The sequence below is a fragment of the Acinetobacter sp. genome, from assembly GCF_049284435.1.
Lineage (GTDB): Bacteria > Pseudomonadota > Gammaproteobacteria > Pseudomonadales > Moraxellaceae > Acinetobacter.
Map to the genome: position 1 here is coordinate 1 of NZ_JBAPXX010000031.1, position 22,337 is coordinate 22,337.

The 22,337-nt window shown below is 45.8% G+C and carries 20 protein-coding genes; 6 read left to right on the plus strand and 14 right to left on the minus strand.

Features of this window, described 5'->3' with window-relative positions:
• Nucleotides 1-155: 155 nt before the first annotated feature.
• From urtE to WAK81_RS02525, 7 genes are all read right to left on the minus strand, one after another.
• Nucleotides 156-854 (minus strand): urea ABC transporter ATP-binding subunit UrtE, encoded by a 699-nt coding sequence (gene urtE / locus WAK81_RS02495; RefSeq protein WP_422195547.1) that lies wholly within the window; start codon nt 852-854, stop codon nt 156-158.
• 10 nt (nt 855-864) lie between these two features.
• Nucleotides 865-1,683, minus strand: a complete 819-nt coding sequence (gene urtD / locus WAK81_RS02500; RefSeq protein ID WP_422195548.1) for an urea ABC transporter ATP-binding protein UrtD — start codon at nt 1,681-1,683, stop codon at nt 865-867.
• Entirely contained in the window at nt 1,680-2,753 is a 1,074-nt protein-coding gene (urtC, locus tag WAK81_RS02505; RefSeq protein WP_422195549.1) for an urea ABC transporter permease subunit UrtC, read from the minus strand. The genes urtD and urtC overlap by 4 nt, the downstream gene beginning before the upstream one ends.
• Nucleotides 2,754-2,757: 4 nt before the next feature.
• A complete protein-coding gene (gene urtB / locus WAK81_RS02510; RefSeq protein WP_422195550.1) occupies nt 2,758-4,392 on the minus strand; it encodes an urea ABC transporter permease subunit UrtB in 1,635 nt (544 codons plus the stop codon).
• A gap of 95 nt (nt 4,393-4,487) precedes the next feature.
• Nucleotides 4,488-5,768: an urea ABC transporter substrate-binding protein gene (urtA, locus tag WAK81_RS02515; RefSeq protein WP_422195551.1), complete on the minus strand. Its 1,281-nt coding sequence runs from the start codon at nt 5,766-5,768 to the stop codon at nt 4,488-4,490.
• Between the two features lie 360 nt (nt 5,769-6,128).
• On the minus strand, nt 6,129-8,009 hold the full coding sequence (parE, locus tag WAK81_RS02520; protein WP_422195552.1) for a DNA topoisomerase IV subunit B: 1,881 nt from the start codon (nt 8,007-8,009) through the stop codon (nt 6,129-6,131).
• 1 nt (nt 8,010) lies between these two features.
• On the minus strand, nt 8,011-8,604 hold the full coding sequence (locus tag WAK81_RS02525; RefSeq protein ID WP_422195553.1) for a YqiA/YcfP family alpha/beta fold hydrolase: 594 nt from the start codon (nt 8,602-8,604) through the stop codon (nt 8,011-8,013).
• A 246-nt stretch (nt 8,605-8,850) separates the two neighbouring features.
• Between WAK81_RS02525 and WAK81_RS02530 the strand changes: the two genes are divergently transcribed.
• Complete coding sequence (locus WAK81_RS02530) at nt 8,851-10,182, plus strand: hypothetical protein (RefSeq protein ID WP_422195554.1); 1,332 nt, start codon at nt 8,851-8,853, stop codon at nt 10,180-10,182.
• Between the two features lie 48 nt (nt 10,183-10,230).
• On the opposite strand, the gene WAK81_RS02535 is transcribed toward WAK81_RS02530, so the two are convergent.
• Both WAK81_RS02535 and gshA read right to left on the minus strand, forming a co-directional pair.
• Entirely contained in the window at nt 10,231-10,758 is a 528-nt protein-coding gene (locus tag WAK81_RS02535; protein WP_422195555.1) for a disulfide bond formation protein B, read from the minus strand.
• Between the two features lie 18 nt (nt 10,759-10,776).
• Nucleotides 10,777-12,354, minus strand: a complete 1,578-nt coding sequence (gshA, locus tag WAK81_RS02540) for a glutamate--cysteine ligase (protein WP_422195556.1) — start codon at nt 12,352-12,354, stop codon at nt 10,777-10,779.
• 211 nt (nt 12,355-12,565) lie between these two features.
• On the opposite strand from gshA, the gene WAK81_RS02545 reads away from it, so the two are divergent.
• The 3 genes from WAK81_RS02545 to WAK81_RS02555 are packed head-to-tail and all read left to right on the plus strand — an operon-like array spanning nt 12,566 to nt 15,022.
• On the plus strand, nt 12,566-13,105 hold the full coding sequence (locus tag WAK81_RS02545) for a DUF924 family protein (RefSeq protein ID WP_422195557.1): 540 nt from the start codon (nt 12,566-12,568) through the stop codon (nt 13,103-13,105).
• Between the two features lie 52 nt (nt 13,106-13,157).
• A complete protein-coding gene (locus tag WAK81_RS02550; protein ID WP_004647203.1) occupies nt 13,158-13,709 on the plus strand; it encodes a CC0125/CC1285 family lipoprotein in 552 nt (183 codons plus the stop codon).
• A gap of 11 nt (nt 13,710-13,720) precedes the next feature.
• On the plus strand, nt 13,721-15,022 hold the full coding sequence (locus tag WAK81_RS02555; protein ID WP_422195558.1) for a DUF445 domain-containing protein: 1,302 nt from the start codon (nt 13,721-13,723) through the stop codon (nt 15,020-15,022).
• An 81-nt stretch (nt 15,023-15,103) separates the two neighbouring features.
• Here WAK81_RS02555 and WAK81_RS02560 read toward each other — a convergent pair whose 3' ends face one another.
• Entirely contained in the window at nt 15,104-15,391 is a 288-nt protein-coding gene (locus tag WAK81_RS02560) for a DUF2798 domain-containing protein (protein WP_004647201.1), read from the minus strand.
• A gap of 258 nt (nt 15,392-15,649) precedes the next feature.
• On the opposite strand from WAK81_RS02560, the gene argS reads away from it, so the two are divergent.
• Nucleotides 15,650-17,440: an arginine--tRNA ligase gene (gene argS / locus WAK81_RS02565; protein WP_338840390.1), complete on the plus strand. Its 1,791-nt coding sequence runs from the start codon at nt 15,650-15,652 to the stop codon at nt 17,438-17,440.
• A 344-nt stretch (nt 17,441-17,784) separates the two neighbouring features.
• A complete protein-coding gene (locus WAK81_RS02570; protein WP_422195559.1) occupies nt 17,785-18,402 on the plus strand; it encodes an SPOR domain-containing protein in 618 nt (205 codons plus the stop codon).
• A 188-nt stretch (nt 18,403-18,590) separates the two neighbouring features.
• Here WAK81_RS02570 and asd read toward each other — a convergent pair whose 3' ends face one another.
• From asd to WAK81_RS02590, 4 genes are all read right to left on the minus strand, one after another.
• Nucleotides 18,591-19,442: an archaetidylserine decarboxylase gene (gene asd, locus WAK81_RS02575; RefSeq protein WP_422195560.1), complete on the minus strand. Its 852-nt coding sequence runs from the start codon at nt 19,440-19,442 to the stop codon at nt 18,591-18,593.
• A complete protein-coding gene (locus WAK81_RS02580; RefSeq protein ID WP_422195561.1) occupies nt 19,439-20,287 on the minus strand; it encodes a sulfurtransferase in 849 nt (282 codons plus the stop codon). The genes asd and WAK81_RS02580 overlap by 4 nt, the downstream gene beginning before the upstream one ends.
• 183 nt (nt 20,288-20,470) lie before the next feature.
• The gene (gene pncB, locus WAK81_RS02585) at nt 20,471-21,676 is read right to left on the minus strand and encodes a nicotinate phosphoribosyltransferase (protein WP_422195562.1); all 1,206 of its coding nucleotides are present in this window, start codon (nt 21,674-21,676) and stop codon (nt 20,471-20,473) included.
• 119 nt (nt 21,677-21,795) lie between these two features.
• Nucleotides 21,796-22,326 (minus strand): ankyrin repeat domain-containing protein, encoded by a 531-nt coding sequence (locus WAK81_RS02590; RefSeq protein WP_422195563.1) that lies wholly within the window; start codon nt 22,324-22,326, stop codon nt 21,796-21,798.
• Nucleotides 22,327-22,337 lie beyond the last annotated feature (11 nt).

Consider the following 22,337-nt stretch of genomic DNA (forward strand, 5'->3'; position numbering starts at 1 on the left):
TTCATATTGAGTTTTACAAGGCCGTTATAGCGTTTGACAAGACGCTGATCCAGACCAGAGATGTTAAATTGAAGAGCATGCTCTTCAATTTAACGCAAAGCTCGGAAATTGTGTAGATACCTATGCCCATAGGGAGAGGGTTAAGGTGAGGGAAATTAAATCGCCACCAACTCCCGAATTCCTTTCTCTGGCATTTCACTGCCTACACCTTGCGCCACGACTTGCCCGCGTGCCATTACGATATATCCATCAGCAAGTTCTTCAGCAAAGTCATAGAATTGTTCCACCAGCACAATCGCCATTTCACCACCATCGGCCAGTTTACGAATCACCCGCCCAATGTCTTTAATAATGGATGGCTGAATGCCCTCAGTCGGTTCATCCAAAATCAGCACACACGGTTCAGAGGCCAATGCACGCGCAATCGCAAGTTGCTGTTGCTGACCACCGGACAAATCTCCGCCACGGCGATGCTTCATCTCATCCAAGACAGGGAAAATTTCATATAGATGCTCAGGCACTTTACGTGTCTTTGTTCCTTTAAATTTCGCCATACCAATGAGGATGTTTTCCTCAACCGTCAGCGTTGAAAAAATATCTCGACCTTGTGGCACATACGCTAAACCTTCACGTACACGCTGTTCAGGACTGAGCTTAGATATGTCTTTACCATCCAGCAAAATCTGTCCGGATTTAATCGGTAAAATGCCCATCAGACATTTAAGGAGCGTGGTTTTCCCCACCCCATTCCGCCCAAGCACTACCGAACATTTACCCACAGGTGCGGTCAACGACACATCACGTAAAATATGACTGCCACCATAAAATTGATTGACGTCTTTGACTTCTAACATCGCGGTCTCCTTAACGTCCTAAATACTTTTCAATGACATCTTCATTGGCTTGTACTTCTGCCAATGTGCCTTCTGCCAAAATCGCCCCTTGCGCCAGCACCGTGACTTTTTCACTAATGGTGTCAATAAAGCTCATGTCATGTTCCACCACCACCAAGGTATGGTTCTTTTTCAGCTCCAAACACAATTCTGCTGTACGCTCGGTTTCGGCATCGGTCATGCCTGCTACAGGTTCATCGAGTAAAATCAGTTTGGGACGTTGCATCAACAACATACCAATCTCAAGCCATTGCTTTTGACCATGTGATAGCAAGCCTGCCGGTTTATTGATGAGTTCTTGCAAACGAATTTGCGTGAGTGATTCATCCAAAGCATTTTGTGCATCAGGATCGAGTTTGCTAAAGAAACTTTTTTTCACCCGTTTATCTTTCGGTGCTGCAAGTAGCAGATTTTCCATCACAGTGAAATTTTCAAATACAGTCGGTTTTTGGAACTTCCGCCCAATGCCTGCTTCGGCAATTTCTTCGGTACTCATTTTGGCTAAATCATAATTTTGCCCGAAAAATGCGGTGCCTTCGGTTGGTCGGGTTTTGCCGGTAATAACGTCCATCAAGGTGGTTTTCCCTGCCCCATTCGGCCCGATGATGCAGCGTAATTCCCCTTCTTCGATATACAGCGATAAATCATTTAAAGCACGAAAGGCATCAAACCACACACTGACTTTTTCCAGATACAGCGCAATGCCGTGAGTAAAGTCTGCGCCTTGTTCTTTTGGACGACCATAGCTTTCAGCAGCATGACCACCATGAGGTTGCAGAATCTCGCTCATTCGCTACGCTCCTTTTTAAAACGGTCAAACAGACCAATAATGCCTTTTGGCAGGAAGATGGTCACCACAATAAATAACGCACCCAAAATCAACAGCCATGCTTCAGGATAAGCCGAAGTAAAATAGGTTTTTACCCCATTAATCATGCCTGCCCCAATCAATGGACCAATCAGCGTGCCACGACCACCAGCTGCCACCCAAACCGCCATTTCAATCGAGTTGACAGGGTTCATTTCACTTGGGTTAATAATACCGGCTTGTGGCACATACAACGCCCCTGCAATCCCTGCAATCACCGCAGAAAGCACCCAAGCAGAAAGCTTGTACCAAAGCGTGCGATAACCCAAATATTGCAGACGGTTTTCGCTGTCACGAATTGCACCCAGCACACGCCCGTACGGTTTATTCATCAAATGACGTAAACTGATAAAGCACAGCAACAACACCAAAGCGGTGATAAAGCACAAGCTGGCACGCATAGATGCCGAGGTAATATCCAGGCCTAAAATGGTTTTAAAACCAGTAAAGCCGTTGTTACCGCCAAAACCTGTTTCATTGCGAAAGAACAATAAGGCTGCTGCAAAGGTCATGGCTTGGGTAATAATCGAGAAATACACACCTTTAATTTTCGAGCGAAAAGCAAAGAAACCAAAAATAAAGGCAATGATACCCGGCACTAAAACCACAAGTGCCAATGACCAAAGGAAGTATTCAGTCCCCATCCAGAACCATGGCACTTCTGTCCAACTAAGGAAACGCATAAAGTCTGGAATGCCATCCCCTGCAGACTGACGCATCAGGTACATCCCAAAGGCATAACCGCCAAGGGCAAAGTACAAACCATGTCCGAGACTTAAAATGCCGGCATAACCCCACACCAAATCCAGTGCCAAAGCCACCAAAGCCAAACACATGATTTTGCCAATCAAAGTGACCCAATACGCAGATAAATGCAGGGCTGAATCGGCAGGTAATAGGTGTAACCATGGCAGTACCAACAAAATGGCAAAGCACACAGCAATCGCGATGCCACTCTGTGGTTTGTCTGATAATAATTGTGTCATCTTCATGTGCTTACTCCACGAAACGGCCTTTGATGGCAAACAAACCTTGTGGACGTTTTTGAATAAACAAAATCACAAGCACCAAGAGAATAATTTTTGCGAGTACCGCACCAATCCCGATTTCGAGTGCTGTACCGCTGATGCCTAGACCAAGCGCTGCAAGGACTGCACCCCACACCTGACCAACACCACCGACTACTACAACCAAGAAGGCATCAATAATGTAGTTTTGCCCTAAATCCGGCCCGACATTACCCACTTGCGCCAAGGCACAGCCTGCAAGACCGGCAAGACCTGAACCCAAACCAAAGGCCATCATGTCGATGCGGCTTGAGCGAATACCGACGGCTTGTGCCATTTGACGATTTTGCGTTACGGCACGAACAAAGAGGCCAAAACGGGTTTTATTCAGTAGGTAAACGAGAAGTAAAAGCACAGCAACTGTAAAGACAATAATTGCAATACGGTTATAGGGCAGCATCAAACTTGGGGTAATCGAGATCCCGCCCGAGAGCCATGAAATATTCGACACTTCGACGTTTTGTGCACCAAAGGTCATACGCACCAATTGCATCAGAATCAGGCTGACGCCGAATGTCGCAAGCAATGTTTCTAATTGACGACCATACAGTGGACGAATCACTGTACGTTCAATCAACATGCCAATTAAGGCACTGACCACGAATGCTGCAGGAATCGCGACGATTAAGTACCAATCGACATAACTGCCCAAATAGCTTTTAAACAGGCTTTGCACCACATAAGTGGTATAGGCGCCAATCATAATTAGCTCGCCATGCGCCATATTAATCACACCGAGCAAACCGTAGGTAATCGCAAGACCCAGTGCGGCAAGCAACAAAATACTGGCGGTACTTAAACCTGAAAATAAATGTCCTGTCCATTCGCTGGCTTGAATACGGGTTTTAATACTGCTTTTCGCTTCAAGCAAAGCCGCTTTCAGCTCAGGATGGATATTCGGCTGTGCCAACTCATTGTCGATCATCGCCAAGACATCAGGACGATTAGAATCTTGTAAAATTTTTGCGGCTTGAATTTTGACGAGCACATCTGAGTTTTGATAATCCAGACGGGCTTTCAGCTGAGCCAAACGGGCTTTGACTTTATTGTTTTGTTCTTTTAAATACAGCGCATTGATATGTGCTATATCAAGTTCTGTAAGATTGCTTTCATAAATATCAATCGCGTCTAAACGCTCAGAAGCATCTTCAGATTTGAGTTTTCTTTGTGCCAAACCAAAGTTGAGTGCTTTACGCAAAGTATTGACCAAAGTCATTTGTGATAAATCACTTGGCCAGTCCGTCACGATGTCTAGACTCGGGTAGCTGAGTAATTTTTCGTCCGATTCTAAAATATAGGTTTGACCATTGGAACCACTATAAAGCTGCTCATTTTCAACATATTCTGCAAGCTGATCTAACTGTTCGATACTGCCCGGCCATTGCTTCAGTAAAGCACGGCGCTGGGCAAAATCACCTTGCACAAATTGCTGGATTGCATCTTGTTGTTGTACTGCTGCAGTCAATGCAGTGCTATTTGAGGATTGTTCTGCTGATACCAGTTGCACACAAATAAACTGTGCAAATACCAGAAAAATAGCGGCGATATTCACGCGAATATTCATTATATTCACCCCTATTAAAGTGGAATTTCATCCATAAAGAAAAGGAAAAAAATCAAAAGAAACCTGCTGCTGATGCAGCAGGCTATAGGTCATTTTTATTTAGGAATATAGGTGCTCCATGGCTGTGCCTGAATGGCTTGAGGCGTCTTATAGACCACATCAAACTGTCCATCGCCACGAATCTGACCAATCATGACTGGCTTGTGTAAGTGATGGTTGCTTGCATCCATTTTTAGGGTATAACCCGATGGTGCTTTGAATTCTTGACCTGCCATCGCTTCACGGACTTTATCGACCTCTGTAGAACCGGCTTTTTCAACGGCTTGTTTCCACATGTTGATACCGACATAGGTTGCTTCCATTGGATCATTGGTGACCAGCTTATCGACGTTCGGTAATTTAAATTCAACCGCGTATTGCTTCATCTTTTTGGTAAATTCAGTATTGACCAGATTCTTCACTGACATGAAATAGTTCCATGACGCCAAATGACCGACCAATGGCTTGGTATCAATACCACGCAGTTCTTCTTCACCCACCGAGAACGCCATTACGGGAATATCAGAAGCTTTAATGCCCTGATTACCCAGTTCACGATAGAATGGTACGTTGGAATCACCATTGATGGTCGAGATCACCGCAGTCTTTTTACCGGCTGCGAATTTTTTCACATTGCCGACAATGGTTTGATAGTTGCTATGACCAAATGGAGTGTACTCTTCCATGATGTCAGCATCGGCCACGCCTTTAGACTTTAAGAAAGCACGTAAAATCTGGTTGGTGGTACGTGGATACACATAGTCTGTACCGAGCAGAACAAAACGCTCCGCTTTACCGCCCTCTTCGCTCATCAAATATTCCACGGCTGGAATCGCTTGCTGGTTAGGCGCAGCACCGGTATAAAAAATATTTTTGGATTGTTCCTGGCCTTCGTACTGTACTGGGTAGAACAATAAGCCATTCAGCTCTTCAACCACTGGTAAGACAGATTTACGTGACACCGACGTCCATGCACCGAAAATCACCGCGACTTTGTCTTGGGTAATCAGCTGACGTGCTTGCTCTGCAAAGAGTGGCCAGTCTGATGCTGGATCTACCACCACCGGTTCCAGTTTTTTACCCAGTACCCCACCATTATCATTGATTTCCTTAATCGCCATTAAGGCCGTGTCTTTCAGTGAGGTCTCAGAAATTGCCATCGTGCCTGACAATGAATGTAGGATCCCGACTTTAATCGTATCGCCGCTGTCTGCGACTTTGCTTTCTGCGCCCGGGGCTTCTGCTTTTTCAGCAGATTTTGAGCACCCCGTTAATGCAACAGCCCCTGCCATGGTTACGGCTAAAATACTTTTTGAAAATAAATTGCGCTGGAACATCAGATTTTCTCCAAACTTTATAATGGTGCACATTTTTCATGCTTGTCTTGTTGTACATCTGGATGGAGTGATTCAATTTCTGTGCCAAGGCTTCAAAAAATAAAAGAAATTGCTCAAGCTGATCTCATCATTTGTATTATGAATCAGTTATTTAGTAATACTAAAAAGAATTAAACCTGTATTTAAATGCTGTATCCGAGCTTAACTCTAAGTAAGTCGCGCAAAGAGCAATGAAAACATGGCAGAAGTGAGATAGAAGATGATGTACAAATAAAGTGCAGCATATTGAATAAATTTTGCACTGTTTTAAAACAAAAAATCCCGCACTTGCGGGATTTTTTGTTGCTTAAATTCGATAGTTTAAACCACCAAATCTGCCAGATTGCCTTTTTGCTCTAACCAGTCTTTGCGGTCACTCGCACGTTTTTTCGCTAAGAGTTTATCCAATAAACCTGCAGTATGGTGAGCATCATCTAAATCCAGTTGCACCAGACGGCGCGTGTTTGGATCAAGTGTGGTTTCACGCAACTGGCTGGCATTCATCTCGCCCAGACCCTTGAATCGGGTAATTTGCGGATTCTTGGTTTTGCATTTTTTCAGGATGCTATTCAGCTCGTCTTCATCCAAAGCGTAGTGCACATCTTTATTGTCATCAATACGGAATAAGGGTGGCATTGCGACAAATAAATGTCCCTCTTCTACAAGAGTCGGGAAATGCTTTACAAACAGTGCACACAGCAAAGTGGCAATATGAAGACCATCCGAGTCCGCATCGGCCAGAATACAGACCTTGCCATAACGCAATTCGGACAAGTCATCCGAACCCGGATCAACGCCAATGGCAATCGCAATATTATGTACTTCCTGAGATGCTAGAACTTCGTCAGAAGAAACTTCCCAAGTATTCAGAATCTTACCGCGAATTGGCATGATCGCCTGGAAGTTCTTATCACGCGCCTGCTTGGCCGAACCACCCGCAGAATCCCCTTCCACAATAAACAGTTCTGACTGATCCAAATCGTGCCCTACACAGTCTGACAGTTTCCCCGGCAAGGTTGGACCTGCCACAATCTTTTTACGTTCTACTTTTTTCGCAGCTTTTAAACGGCGACCGGCTTTAGAAATTGCCATTTCTGCCAGTTGCATGGCGATGTCAGAATTCTGGTTCAACCACAGTGCAAAGGCATCTTTGGCAATATTCTGCACAATCCCTGCTGCTTCACGGCTCGACAGACGTTCTTTGGTCTGGCCGGAGAATTGTGGCTCCTGAAATTTCAGCGACAGGATATAGTTGACGCCGTCCCAGACATCTTCGGCAGAGAGTTTCATATTCCGCGGCAGCAAATTACGCAGTTCACAGAACTCGCGCATCGCATCGGTGACACCTGAACGCAGACCATTCACATGGGTTCCGCCTTGTGCGGTCGGAATCAGGTTGACATAAGATTCCTGGACGCTTTCACCACCTTCGACATTCCAGCAAATCGCAAATTCTGTACTAGCGCGTTCTGCATCGCCTGTTGCGACAAAAGCCGGTGCCGGAATAATTTCACGGTCTTCCAGCTCGTCCATCAAATAGTCGACCAGACCATTTTCAAACTGCCAGGTAATCTTCTCGTCATTAATCTGATCGATATAATTAATCTCTAAACCTGCGGCCAGAACAGCTTTGGCTTTAAGATTATGTTTTAAGGCTTTCAGGGCAAATTTAGGCGAATCAAAATATTTGGCTTCTGGCCAGAAGTGAACTGTTGTCCCGGATACCCGTTTTGGTGCCTTACCTGCCAGTACTTCAAGCGGTGCAACCGGTTCGCCATTTTCAAAAGCCATTTTATACAGATTGCCCTGACGCTGAACTTCAACTTCTACCCGGGTTGAAAGTGCATTGACTACCGAGATCCCCACGCCATGCAAGCCACCGGAAAACTGGTAGTTATCGGTACTGAACTTGCCGCCGGCATGCAGTTTGGTCATGATGATTTCAATACCGCTCTGGCCATATTCAGGGTGAATATCTACCGGCATACCACGGCCATTATCTTCAACTGACAAAGAACCATCTTTATAGACCGTGACGGTAATCTGGTTGGCATGCCCTGCGAGTGCCTCATCGACAGCATTATCAATCACTTCCTGTGCCAAATGGTTGGGACGAGAAGTATCGGTATACATGCCCGGACGACGACGGACCGGATCCAGACCAGATAAAACTTCAAGAGATTGAGCCGTATATTGAGACACGTTATTCGGTTTCCTTTTTTATGCAGTCCAATAAAAACTGTAAGACGAACGGAATTTTTTCCGCAAAATCATCCATCCCGTGACTGCCATGCGCTTCAGTCATCAGCATAGCCGGGGGATGCGCAGCACTATAATAACGATGTGCCTCACGATAATCCAAAACTTCATCGCCTTGTTGCAGCAGAACCAGTATTTTGTCTGCATCTTGTGCAACAGGCAGGGCCAATTGCTGGAGTTGTACCAGATCTGCCTCATCCAGACACCAGTTGGGATGTACCTGATAAGGCAATTGCTCATCAAACAGTTCACGAAACAGTTGCCATGGTCGCATTGCCGGATTGATCAGTACAGCAGGCACAGCATGCTGTGCGACCAGATATGTCGCATAAAATCCGCCGAGACTACTGCCCAGTAACGCCACATCATGCATCGATTCAATCAGGCCAGAAACATGCGCAATGGCAGCGTTCGGTGACATGTTTAAATCGGGTAAATGTACCTGAATTTCAGGATACTTTGCACAGTAATGTTGCAGCAATTTCCCCTTGATCGAGTTTGAATTACTCTTAAAACCATGCAAATAAATGATATTCATGAACTACCAACAAAAAACCCATCAATCATCAAAATTTAATTTAAATAATGTGAAGTACACTACGTTATAAGACCAGTTAATTACTTAAATTGTCTGACAAAAAAGCCCAAAATCTTTTCTCATTCTCGTTATTTTAAGCTGAGGCCCTCAAAATCCGGAAACTCAACAAGAAAAAGAATTTATACCGCGAAGTTCTTTAAAAAGAAAGATGGCACCACATGCGGCTCATTGAAAGGACAGGATCAGATGCCAAGTTTGACACCGTTACATGAAACCTATTGTCGATGGGATCGAACCCCGCCGAGTCAGGCCGATGTACTGGAAGGTCTGGCGCAGCTGGTGACGATGCGCTTTAACGATGTGATCCAGGAGCTGATCAAGAGTATTCAACGCGAAATTTTAATGAGTATTTTCGGTTTAAGTGAAAATAATTCAGAAAAAATTCAGAATATTCCTTCAATCGTGCGACTCTATCAAATGTCTTATGACACGCTGTTTCATTATGGCAATACCCTGATTGCCCCTGCTTTGCGCCAGATTATTGAACGGTTTCCTAAACTGCATAATAAACCGCTGACGCCTTCCTTGCATTTTCTGGTCAGTGTCTTAAATGGCATTATCGGGGATTATCTGCTGAAATATCAAAACCCTCTAGCCCTGCCGATGGTGATCTATGACCATTATGGCTCGCTGCAAAAAGGTGAGCTAAGCGGTCGTATTACCTTGTTTGTACATGGCTTATGCATGAACCATTTAGACTGGTCAAATCGCAAATATGAAGGCATTGGGGCAAAATTACTGGCGCAGCGCGACCGCAATACCATGCTCTATCTGAATTACAATACTGGACGCCGGATTTCTGCCAATGGCCGCAGTCTGGCGAATACCTTACAGGATCTGGTTGTTCGCAATCCGAGAATTACCAGTATTGACCTGATCGGCCATAGCATGGGTGGACTGGTGTCACGCAGCGCACTGTTCTATGGCAAGCAGAATGTATATAGCTGGGTCAACATGGTGGAGAATCTGGTCTGTCTGGGTTCACCGCATCATGGTGCGGTACTGGAACGTTTTGGTTTTAGCTTGCAGGACAAACTCGGACATTTTCCACTGATCCGGTTGCTTGGTCATCTGGTCAATATTCGCAGTAACGGTATTTTAGATTTACGCCATGGCAGCGTCCGGGATGATGACTGGGAGCATAATCCGCTTCGGATCGGCTTTATGGACGATCACCGTAAACCTGCCCCGATTCCGTCTCATATCGATACCTATCTGGTCGCCGGCACCATCGGGTTTGAAAATCGCAAGAACAAGACCTTGCATGTGATTGGTGATTATCTGGTCAGTATTAAAAGTGCTTTGGGCGAGCATCCCAATCCGCGCTTTCAGCTCAAAGTCCCCGATGCAAACAAGGCGATTTTCTATGGCCTGAACCATTTTGAAATTCAATATCATCCGCTAGTGGCCGAGCAGGTGGCACGCTGGTTCTATCCAAATGTAGAAGATGAAGCCTTTGATCAGATTCATGAATATGTGATGGATCTGGACAGTCTGGAAGGCATTGCCCTGACCTGAACTAAATAAAAAAGCCCTCGATTGAGGGCTTTTTTATGACGTACTGAATTAATATTTATCTCTGAGTCGTTTAACCGGTGTCTTTTTATATTTTCGCAACAGTTGCCATAAACTGATCAACAATAAAATACTGAAGAAGATCAAAGACCAGACAGGTAAAGATTGACCCAAGAAGGTCCAGTCAATCGCGGCACATTCCCCCGAACCATTTAAGACCTGCTGCAACACAGACTGCATCGGCAGGGTTTCCAGCCAGTATTCCAGACCGGGACCACAGCTCGGCACCTGATCCGGTGGCAGGTTCTGTAGCCAGACATGACGCGCAGCCACGCCCACAGACCACAAAATGCTAAGCGAACCCAGCAAGGCATACAGCCGCTTCATGAGATTAGATGCGGGATTATGCAGGAATGCGATCAGTGAGATGATCCCCAGTCCGATTAATCCAACACGCTGAAACACACAGAGCGGACAAGGCGCCAGACCCTGTACATGCTCAAGATATAAGGCAAATGCCATGCCGATGACAGCAGCCAGAAACAACATACCACTCACGAAGCGATAACCCCATTGCATGGTGAATCCTCTTATTCTTTATCGATATTGGGCTAAATAGTCAGCAAAACTGATGCTGCTATCTTGCTCGAGTTGCTGTTGTTGCTGCAATGACTTTTGTGACATTTCTTCAAAATAAGCTAGTATTTCCGGACTGAGCTGATGTTCTTCATAGACACTGCTGTGCTGCTGGGCCAGATGTTGGCCAAAATGCCACATACCGCCCTGTTCACGCGTATCCCCGACTACCAAAGCAGACAAGGTGGCATCGACTTCATCGACCCGGATCATCATGGTTTTTAATGCATCGGTATAGAGAGTACTGTCATAGGCTGAATTTAACAGCTTGGCCAAGGGATGCATGCGCTGCAAATGCATGGCACACCAGTCTTCAATCGGATAAGACTGGCCATTTTCCATAATTGCGGCATTTGGCGCACGACCACGGTTCACCACTTCAGCCTGATTCTGTTCAATAATATCCTGCTCATCGCTGAGGAGCGCCGGACTGTCCTGCAATAAACAGTACAAGGCTACTACTTCGAGGAAGCCGGCAGTATCTTCATTGATGCCAATCGGGCTGTACGGATTGACATCGACTGCACGCAGCTCGACATAGGCAATCCCACGATTTTCCAGTGCCTGTGAAGGAGTTTCACCCGCGAGCGGCACCTGTTTCGGGCGCACTAGACTGTAATATTCATTTTCGATTTGCAGCACATGATCATTGATCTGGATCGGCTGGCCATTGGCATCATCTAGTCCCAGACGACTAAACGGTTTATACGGCGTTTTAACGGCTTTTTGCAGTCCGTCCAGATAGTCCTGCAAATTATTGTAGTGAATACCGAGCTGTTTCTGCGCAGAGTTTTGATAGCCAAAACGTCCCATACGCAGCGCAGTCGCATAAGGCGAATACAAGGTACCTTTGACCAATGGCAGCAAGAAATGATCACGGCCAGTCATAAAGCACTGGCAGACCGCCGGACTGGCCCCGATCAGGAACATCACCAGTGGGGTCAGACGAATAAAGTTACGGATCAGACCCATATAGCGATGACTGCGATAATCCTGCAAACTCAGCGCTTTCAGGGCCTCATCCTGTTCCTGCTGTTGTAAGGCCTCGAACAGATGATCCGGGAAAGACAGGTTGTAATGCACACCTGAAATCGTCTGCATACGGCGGCCATAACGCACACCTAGACCATGACGATACAAGGTTTTAAATAAACCGATATTCGAGCGGCCATATTGTGCCAGTGGAATGCTGTCATCACGACTATCCAGCATACACGGCATCGACAAAGGCCAAAGCTTTTCATCATTTTCCAAATGACGATGCACAATTGCATGAATATCGCTGAGATAGTCCAGCGCTTTTTTAATACTGTCCTGTGGCGGAGTAATAAACTCCATCAACGCTTCAGAATAGTCTGTGGTGATATGTGGATGAGTCAAGGCTGAACCCAAGGCACGAGGATGCGCTGCCTGTGACAGGAAACCATCACTTTGCATACGCAAGCTTTCACGCTCGATACCACGCAACATGCCTTTGATGAGTGACGACTCGACCCAGGTCGGTAACACATTTTGGGAAGTCGATTCAGGTTGACTCATTACAATCTCGCTTAAGGGGGCTAAATTATTAAATTAAAATCATCGGTTTAATCAGTATAACGTGATTTCATGCCGGCACATGACAGGCTGCCTAGTTTTCAGGCAAACCATTGATTTTTAATTTGGCAAATTTTTAACACAAACTTCCTCTATAAGACATGGAAAATTTGTGATTTTATTAACAAATAGATGCTAATGAATTGTAAATATTATGAATTATCAAGATATTTTAGACTTCTGGTTTCATCCGGACAGCCAGCCTCTATGGTTTAGCCAAAGTCATGAATTCGACCAAAGTATTGCGCAGCAGTTCATGAGCACCCATCAGCAGGCAGCCCAGGCTGAACTTTGGGGCTGGCGTAAAACCGCAGAAGGCCGGCTGGCCGAAATTATTGTGCTAGATCAATTTTCACGAAATTTATTCCGTGATTCTCCCCAAGCTTTTGCCCAAGACAGTCTGGCACTGGCCTTGGCTCAGGAAGCCATCAGCCTGAACCTGGATCAACAGCTCAGTCCGGAACAGCGTGTCTTTCTGTATATGCCATTTATGCACAGCGAATCCAAACTGATTCATGAATTCGCGTTAAAACTGTTTCAGCGTCTGGGCAATCCGACCAATCTGGAATTCGAGAAAAAGCACAAGGTCATTATTGACCGCTTTGGACGTTATCCGCACCGGAATCAGATTCTGGGTCGTGCATCGACCGATGAAGAACTTACTTTCCTGACCCAGCCCGATAGCAGTTTTTAAGATTTTTTAAGACCGGCTGTCTGGACTGGATCATTGCATCAGGAGATCAAACATGAAAAACATGCTACTGGGATTGAGTATGATTGCTGCCATCAGCCTGACCGGCTGTGCAACCACACCCTCAAAGCCTTTAACATTTGATCAGTTAGGTCGCTACAGTACCACCCCCCTCAACAGCAACACTTACCGTATCAGCTTTCAAGCCCGTCCCAATATGAGCTTTGGCACAGCTGAAGAAATTACCCTGCTCAAAGCCGCACAGACTACCGTACAAAATGGCTTTCAGTTCTTCAGAGTACTGAATGATCCAAGTAACCGCACCCAGCAACCTCCACGTCAGGCCATCGTCTATCCGGCGCCGAGCTTTTATCCGTACGGCTATTACCGCCGATATCCGGGGTTCTGGCCAGACCCATTCTATGACCGTCCTTATACCGTGACTCTAGATCCTGCCCAGGTGGCCTATACCATTGAATGCTTCAAGGCCAATCAGGCGCCTCAAGATGCCTTTGATGCCCGCTTGATTTTACAGTCACTTGGAGCTAAATATGGTTTAAGTCCATCCGGTGCAGTGCTGCAACCGCAACCGGCCAATCCCTCCTGACAGGATGATCTATGCAGACAGAGAGTATCTCCCCGAGCTTACAACGCAGTAAAAGTTTCGCGACCATCGCCCTGGTGGTCGCCGTACTGACCTGGTTGGCATTGATGGTTGCAGCCAAACTGCTACCAGAATATGTCTGGCTCATTCATATTCTGATGCTCTCGGCAGAAGCGGGTGTGGTCGGTGGTCTGGCGGACTGGTATGCAATCACCGTGCTGTTTCGTAACCCTTTTGGTAGATTGCCTATTCCCAAATTTTTACGCGACCATACCGAAATCATTCCACGTAACAAGGCTCGTATTGCAGAGTCGATGGGCCGTTTTGTGCAGGAAAATTTTCTTTCTCCGCAAATTGTACAGCGCAGTCTGGACAGTACTGACCTGAGTCTGGCTGCAGGACGCTGGCTGGCCAATCCACAAAATAATGCCCAGGTGACCCAAGTCATCAAGCAGACGGTGCCTAAAATCTTTGAATTTGTGGGACAGGAACAGATTGCCGGATTTATACAGAGCAACAGCGTGCAATGGGTCAAAAATACCCAAATCAATACTCTGGCCAGCGAAATGCTGCATGCCGTTCTGGACAATGATTTCCATCAGGATGTGCTACAGCGTGGACTGGATGTGGTGCATGCCTGGATGACCTCGCATCCGGAACAAACCCACGAGCTGACCCGTAACCTGTTTAAGGAAATGGGCGTGTGGAAACTGGCCAAAGGCGCTAGCTGGATTGGGATTGACGTGCAGCAACGCAGTATTGATTCCGTGATTCAGCGAGTTGAAGCCATGCTGGCCGATCCAGACCATCCGTGGCGACTCAAAATTGAGAACATAGGACATAGCTGGATGTTGCAGCTGGCAGATAATGACAGTGAAGCCAGCCAGCGTCTGAATGAAACCAAAGATGCCTTACTGGACAGCCCACAAGTGCTGAATTTTATTAGCGGTGCGGTGGTGATTTTATGTGATGCAATCAAGGAAGACTTGCAAAAACCTGATTCGGGTATTGCGGAAAATCTTAGAATTGCCATTCAGCAGGTCGGAGAAAATATCATCTCGAATGCCTCGGTACGTGAACTGCTGAATAAACGTCTCAGCGGGATCGCGGTTGACCTGAGTGACCAGTACAGTGAAAAAGTCATCCGTTTTATCAGTGAGCGCATCCACGAATGGGATTCAAGCGAGATGATCGACAAGATTGAAAATGAAGTCGGCGGTGACCTGCATATGATCCGGGTCAATGGTGTAGTGGTTGGTGCCTGTATCGGTCTGGTGCTCGGGATCATCCGGGCGGCAGTAGAGCATTTAATTTAAAGATGACGCTATTCGCCCCATACAGCCCGACTTTTAAAATGCCCAAGAATTGACTCCAGCCAGATCAAATTAAAAAAATGATCACTTTGGTGGCTGAGGTCCGGACATATCTACCAATAGCCCAGTGAATTTGCGTACGAAAGGCAATAAGGTCACCACAATCGGAAAGGCGATTGCCCAGGAAATCATCCAGTTATGAAACCAGAGTGCCATAAACCCATCAATCCAGCCGAGGTTACGCAGCATATTAATCATGGAAATAATGCCACTCATCAGGCAGGACAGGATAAAAGGCACAATAATCAATGCCCATTTTGCAGGAAGTTTGGGAATATGACCGATAATGGTCGGACGTTGTGATGCAGCCACGACATGCTCTTTTTACTGTTTTCAGATGACTAATATAAGCCAAATTCTGTACGGTGGAGTATTGTTTTTTCATCTGAAGTGTTGAGCTGAAAACTGGTTTTATTTTCACGGGATTAATCCGGTTATTTTCCCTTTCTTTAGTCAAAAACTTCTGACGAAGTGATCCTCTACTTTTTATTCCCTAGAAATGCTTTTACCTAAACAGCCTGAAATTTGCTATATTTGCTGTTTTTCTGCGATCTCTATTTTCGACTGATTATGAATACGGCAATACAAGCAGCTCTCGATCATGCAGTGCACACTTTACAGGCACAAGGCGTACTCCCATCTGACTGGAACAATACAAGTAATTTGACGCGTACCAAAGACCGAAGCCATGGTGACTTTGCGTCGAATATTGCCATGATCGCGTCGAAAGCTGCGGGTATGAAGCCACGTGATTTAGCGGAAAAAATTCTTGCTGCCCTGCCTGAAGTGGCGGATATCAGCAAGGCAGAAATTGCCGGTCCTGGTTTTATTAACTTCTTCTTGAATGCCGACCAGCGCTTTGCAGTCCTCGATCAAATCCAGGCACAACAGGCAACTTATGGTCGTACCCAGGTTAATGCGGACAAACGTATTCAGGTTGAATTCGTCTCTGCCAACCCGACCTCTAGCCTGCACGTAGGTCATGGTCGTGGTGCTGCATATGGTATGACAGTTGCGAACTTGCTTGAAGCGACCGGTGCAAAAGTAGATCGCGAATACTATGTCAATGATGCTGGCCGTCAAATGGACATTCTGGCGACTTCGACTTATCTGCGCTACTTAGAATTAACCGGTCAGGAACTGGTGTTCCCGAAAAATGCCTATCAAGGCGACTACGTTAAAGAAATCGCGCAAAGCATTATTGATCAGGATGGCGATGCCTATGTCCGTCCTGTGGCTGACGTGTATAAAGACGTGCCTGAAGATGTACAGTTTGCAGCTGAATTAGATGCTGATGGCAATAAAGTCGTATTGTCTGGCGACAAAGAAAAACACATCGATGGTTTGATCTTTAATTCACAAGCGTTAATTGGCACAGGCTATCGCGTATTCTTGCAAGCCGCGCTTAAAGCGATTCTGGATGATATTAAAGATGATCTGGGCGAGTTTGGTGTAACCTTCAATCAATGGTTCAGCGAAGAATCATTGACAGACAAAATTGAAGAAGCCTTACAGACTTTAGATCAGCGTGGTTTCCTGTATGAACTGGATGGCAACATCTGGTTTAAATCAACTGCATTCGGCGATGAAAAAGACCGTGTCGTGAAACGCCGTAATGGTCAGACCACTTACTTCGCGTCTGACATCGCTTACCACCTGAACAAGTTACAACGTGGCTATACCGATATCATCGATATCTGGGGCTCGGATCACCACGGTTATATCGCACGTGTAAAAGCGGCCATTGATGCGCTGGGCTATGACTCAAAAAAATTAACGGTTCTTCTGGTTCAGTTCGTAAGTCTTTGGCGTGGCGGCGAGATGGTACAAATGTCATCCCGTTCAGGTCAGTTTGTGACCTTGCGTGACTTGCGTAAAGAAGTCGGCAATGATGCTGCACGTTTTTACTACGTAATGCGTAAGTCTGAACAGCACATTGATTTTGATCTCGATCTTGCTGTGTCACAAAGCAAAGATAATGCCGTGTATTACATCCAGTATGCACATGCCCGTATCTGCCGTATGTTAGAAAAAGCAGCTTCTACCAACGTCAACTTTGATGCTATAGCGGCACGTAATTTGGCGGCTAAGCTGGAGCTTGATGCTGAAACTGAAATCCTGGCCAAGCTGGCTGCATATCCAGAAATTCTGGTACGTGCTGCAAACAGCTATGAGCCGCATCAAATCGGTAACTACCTGAAAGAGCTGGCAGCATTATTCCACGGCTGGTACAACGACAATAAAGTACTCGGTGATGACGCTGAATTGACTCAGGCACGTTTACTATTATCAGTGAACGTGCGTCAGGTACTGCGTAACGGTCTGGAACTGCTTGGCGTATCAGCTCCTGAGAGCATGTAAGCAAAACACTGTTTTGCATGCTCGCAAGGCGAGAGCTAGGCTCGAAGCAGAAATGTAAAGCACTGCTTTTATATTGACGCAAGACAAGAGCTAAGCTCGAAGTGAGCATGTAAGCAACTTCCCATGCTCTTAAGCTTAGCTTGAGAGCATGCCGTTTATCTGTTGAGCAGACATTTTGTAACTTTAGCTATGTGCCTGAAGATACAGATAAATTAAAATTCTGTGTGATTTGTGATCTAGAAGATGACTTTTGCATCCTGATCACATAGGATGAAGTGATAGTAGGGGCATAACTGCTGTTATGCCTTTTCTATATGTCCCAATTAATAAGAGGAAAATCCCAAGTGTTTGGAAAAACGCAGCGCGGTGTATCTGAAAGACCGAATAAGCCTAAAAAGCCACTTATTCCAACCTGGCTCGGCACACTCGTGATCATTTTAATCGTGTTAAGTTTTTTGATGGCACTGATGCTCTGGAAGCCCTGGGAACCGGTTAAACCGAAAACTCAAACAAGTATTGAATCTGTCCAAGAAGAAGACACCAACAAAGATTACCGTTTTTATGACCTGTTACCACAACAGCAAGTGACGCCGATTCCTGAACAGGCCGTCCCTGAAAACAAAAATCAGGATACGGTAGTCATCGTTGAAGCCCCTCGACCTGAAGTGGCTACACCTGAAGCGACGACGACTGAGCCTGGCTTAGAAGCCAGCGAAGCACCTGTTGCGGCACCGGCTAGTTATATTCTGCAAGTCCGTAGTTTTGATGATCCGGATCAGGCCGATGCCCGCCGTGCTGAAATTATTCTCAATGGTTTATCTGCCGATGTGGTGCGTAGTGTAGAAAATGGCAAAGTCTGGTATCGCGTGGTTTCTGGCCCTTACGATTCTGCAGAAGCAGCGATTATCGCACAGCAAACCTTGCAAAATAGCGGAATCGACTCCATCGTCGTAAAACGATAAATTTCTAGAAATAAAAAAGCGCCTGATGGCGCTTTTTTTAAACCTCTCCCTTGCGCAGCAGTGCTGCTCATCTCCTATAAGGAGAGGGAACCTCCCCCCTTTCGCAAAGGGAGAATGAGGGGAATTTATAAATTTGTAAAAATAAAAAATCCCTCCAACCTCCCGTTAATAAAGGGAGGCTAAAATCTTTAAACTATATGCCCCAACGCTTCACCCATATTCACCAAAGAATTGGCCTTGAATGCGGCATCCCACTGCATTTTATTTTCTTCAAATAAAATCACTGCAGTTGAACCGAGGTAGAAACGACCCAGCTCAGCACCTTTTTTCAAGAACAGGTCATGCTGATTAAGTTCGATCCGACCGGAAGGCTTCACTTTGCCGGTTGCCACGGTTTCAATACCCGCCACAATCATCGCACCGACCAATACCACCGCCATACGGCCGATTTCAGTATCAAACAGGCAGACCATACGTTCATTACGTGCAAACAGGCCTGGAATGTTTTCTGCGGTTACCTGGTTTACCGAGAACAGCTCGCCTGGAACATATAGCGTTTCAGTTAATGTTCCGGCAAATGGCATATGCACCCGATGATAATCACGTGGCGACAAATACACGGTCGCGAATTCACCATTTTTGAATGGCTCGGCCAGTTGCGGATCAGCAATCAGGGCTTCAACGGTAAATTTCTGGCCTTTAGCCTGAAGCACATCGCCATTTTCAATTTTACCCAGCTGGGAAATCGCACCATCTGCAGGCGAAACAATGCTCGTAGCATCTGGATCAACCGCACGGATACCTTCTTTTAGGGCACGCGTAAAAAATTCATTAAATGACTTGAATTTCAGGGCATTAGCCTGTTCAGCAATTGACATATCAATGCCATACTGCGCCTTAAAGGCAGTAATTGCAGCAGTTTTGATAATCGGGTTTTCGCTGGCGGCAATTTTACCCACCACCCGAGACAAGCGATGTTGCGGTACTAATCGTTGAGCTTTAATAAAAAACTGTTGTTTTAAACGTGACGTGATGCTCAAGATGGCAACTCCCCTGTAGCGATTGGACTATCGAGGCGGTTGCCCCATTCACTCCACGCACCATCATAGGCTCGAATTTTCCAGCCCAGTAAACGACCCAGAATATAGGCCAAACCTGAGCGGTGATGGGACTGGCAGTACACCACAACGGGTTGATTCAAATCAAAGCCCAGTTGTTCCAGACGCTGCTGAGTACGTGGTAAAGGCTGCAATTTTAAATGATTTTCACGGTTAAGGGCAGTACTCCATTCAAAATGGCATGCTCCCGGAATGTGACCGCCGCGTCGAGCCGCTAAACGTAGGCCAGTATATTCATCTTGCGTGCGGCAATCCCAAATTTGAACCTGTTGATTTTCAACCTGTTGGCGCAGTTCATCATAACCAATCTGAAAATTCTCCTGATGCTCGAGATTAACCTGCAATACGTTCTTCACTGGCGCAAACTGCTCCTGATTGGAAGAAGTCGGCAAGCCAGCACCGAGCCAAGCATGAATCCCGCCATTCAATAAACTGGTATTTTCAAAACCCAGACAATGCAGGTTCCACAGCAAACGTCCGGCCCATGCCCCGCCCTCATCATCATAAGCCACCACATGATGCTCAGGAGAAATATTCAGATAATCGATGAGGGCCTGCAAGCCTTCTGCATCTGGCAATAATCCCATGCTGTATTCATCCTGATGCACCAGAAGTTTAGGCTTTAAATGCAAGGCATGCGGAATATGCAGCTGCTCATACACAGAGGCACGGCTCAGGTCGACAATACGAAGTTTTTCATGGCCCAAATAGGGAACTAAATCTTCTGCCTCAATCAGCAGGCCAAAATTAAAAGCTGCAGCGGTCATCGTTATCATGGCTATTATTGGTCAAATCCTGTTGATCTTAGCACAGCTCGTTTTTACACTGATGCGCTTTCTTTGCAGATGATTAGCAAGATTTTAGCTAAACTCTGGTCTAAAAGCGTCTTGTATAAAAAACCGCATCTGCATAGACACGGTTCTTTAAAATTATGAATTGCTCAAACTGACTTAGGCTGGCTCATTGATCTCAAAAACCTGACGTAAATAGGCCAAGAAAGTATCATTATCAGTCATGGTTTTGCCCGGACTATCCGAGATTTTGGCCACTGACTGACGGTTACATTCCACCAGTTTCAGCACAATATTGAGTGGGATTTGCCCCATATCATTGGTCAGGTTGGTGCCAATGCCAAAACTGACCTGGAAGCGGTCTTTAAAGTATTGATGCAGTTTCCAGGCTTTTTCCAGATTCAAGCCATCACTAAAAGTCAGCATCTTGGTTTTACTGTCAATTTTCAGCTTTTTATAATGCGCATAGGCCTTGTCACCCCATTCATAGGGATCACCACTGTCATGACGCAAGCCATCAAACAGTTTGGCAAAGTACAGGTCAAAGTCTCGCAGGAAGGCATCCATACCGACTACATCGGTCAGGGCAATGCCCAAGTCACCACGATATTCCTGTACCCAGCTTTCCAGTGCAGATTTCTGGAAATTACGCAGACGTACGTCCAGCGCCTGAAAAGCTTGCAGGAATTCATGCGCCATGGTGCCAATCGGGGTAATGCCCAGCTCTTTGGCTAACAGTACATTACTGGTACCACGGAACACATGCGGTGCAGCTTTGTTAAATTCTTCGACGACATGCTTTTGCCAATCGAAACTGTAACGGCGACGCGTACCAAAATCTGACACCAAGAATGGTGGATCATTGGGGTTTTGCGCAGCATCATACTGTTTTAATAGCTCAATTTTAGCTTTTAAACGACGCTCGCCTTCTGCCAATACTTCAGGCGTGCGAATGCGGCTGAAATACAGTTCATTCACAATCGCCAGTACGAAGATCTCAAACATCATCGCCTGAACCATCGGGCCTTCCACCACAATATCCAGACGACCTTGACTGTCGATACTGGCCTTGATGAAACGGCGCTTGAGCTGGAACAGTTCCAGATAATCCACAAAATCGCTTTTGATAAAACGTAAGCTTCTTAAATATTGTAGTTCATCTTCTTTGAATTTGAGCTGACACAGCAGGTCCAGTTGATGATTGAGATCATCCAGAATATCCGTCAATGGATAGACTGTATCTTCCAGATTACGACAACGGAAATGGTAGACACTATGCGTTTGCGGAAACTTGTGTAAGACCACTTGCAACATGGTGAATTTGTACAAGTCAGTATCTAACAGAGAATGGATAATTGGAGCCATAACTAAGGGAATATCGCTGTGCTTATCTCTGCATTAAAGCATAAAAAGTCATGCAATAATGCAGGATTTACGTACAGCTGGCTGTATTTGCGACAAAAGTATCAGAAGCATAACCCGGTTTATTTCTGGGTTTTGGCCTGAGCTTTTTCCTGCTCCTGAATCAGTTTCTGCAACTGTTTTTCCTGACCAATCACTTTGGCAAATTCGGCTGTGGTCTTGTGTCCGGTTTTTTGCACCTGGGCATCACAATCTACCTGACGCAGCTGCTTGGCAATCGCAAATTCCATTTTAAACAAGGCACCCATTAAGGCCGTATTGCCTCGATTGTCTCGAGCGCAGCGGTCAGCACCATATTTAAGCAAACTACTGACAATCGCTTGATGACCATAATACGTTGCCATCATCAACGGCGTATAACCCTCTTTATTGCGTACATCGACCGGGAAGCCGTGTTTTAAAAATTCATTAATGACTTCGCTATTGCCAATTTTGGCGGCAGCAAAGAACAGGTCGATCAATTCCTGTTGTGAGTTCATCTGAACATTGTCCACGCTTTTAGCGGGGGAGATCTCCTTCGCGACAGTCACGTTTGCGAATGCGGAACCCATCGCGAGAATACTGGCTAAAAACACAGATGACATAACTTTCATGATGAACTCCA

What these genes read in the sequence shown, in the direction of transcription:
- urtE (WP_422195547.1), bottom strand. Translation starts at nt 854, where the DNA reads ATGTTAGAAGTCAAAGACGTCAATCAATTTTATGGTGGCAGTCATATT.
- urtD (WP_422195548.1), bottom strand. Translation starts at nt 1,683, where the DNA reads ATGAGCGAGATTCTGCAACCTCATGGTGGTCATGCTGCTGAAAGCTAT.
- urtC (WP_422195549.1), bottom strand. Translation starts at nt 2,753, where the DNA reads ATGAAGATGACACAATTATTATCAGACAAACCACAGAGTGGCATCGCG.
- urtB (WP_422195550.1), bottom strand. Translation starts at nt 4,392, where the DNA reads ATGAATATTCGCGTGAATATCGCCGCTATTTTTCTGGTATTTGCACAG.
- urtA (WP_422195551.1), bottom strand. Translation starts at nt 5,768, where the DNA reads ATGTTCCAGCGCAATTTATTTTCAAAAAGTATTTTAGCCGTAACCATG.
- WAK81_RS02525 (WP_422195553.1), bottom strand. Translation starts at nt 8,604, where the DNA reads ATGAATATCATTTATTTGCATGGTTTTAAGAGTAATTCAAACTCGATC.
- WAK81_RS02530 (WP_422195554.1), top strand. Translation starts at nt 8,851, where the DNA reads ATGCCAAGTTTGACACCGTTACATGAAACCTATTGTCGATGGGATCGA.
- WAK81_RS02535 (WP_422195555.1), bottom strand. Translation starts at nt 10,758, where the DNA reads ATGCAATGGGGTTATCGCTTCGTGAGTGGTATGTTGTTTCTGGCTGCT.
- gshA (WP_422195556.1), bottom strand. Translation starts at nt 12,354, where the DNA reads ATGAGTCAACCTGAATCGACTTCCCAAAATGTGTTACCGACCTGGGTC.
- WAK81_RS02545 (WP_422195557.1), top strand. Translation starts at nt 12,566, where the DNA reads ATGAATTATCAAGATATTTTAGACTTCTGGTTTCATCCGGACAGCCAG.
- WAK81_RS02550 (WP_004647203.1), top strand. Translation starts at nt 13,158, where the DNA reads ATGAAAAACATGCTACTGGGATTGAGTATGATTGCTGCCATCAGCCTG.
- WAK81_RS02555 (WP_422195558.1), top strand. Translation starts at nt 13,721, where the DNA reads ATGCAGACAGAGAGTATCTCCCCGAGCTTACAACGCAGTAAAAGTTTC.
- argS (WP_338840390.1), top strand. Translation starts at nt 15,650, where the DNA reads ATGAATACGGCAATACAAGCAGCTCTCGATCATGCAGTGCACACTTTA.
- WAK81_RS02580 (WP_422195561.1), bottom strand. Translation starts at nt 20,287, where the DNA reads ATGACCGCTGCAGCTTTTAATTTTGGCCTGCTGATTGAGGCAGAAGAT.
- pncB (WP_422195562.1), bottom strand. Translation starts at nt 21,676, where the DNA reads ATGGCTCCAATTATCCATTCTCTGTTAGATACTGACTTGTACAAATTC.
- WAK81_RS02590 (WP_422195563.1), bottom strand. Translation starts at nt 22,326, where the DNA reads ATGAAAGTTATGTCATCTGTGTTTTTAGCCAGTATTCTCGCGATGGGT.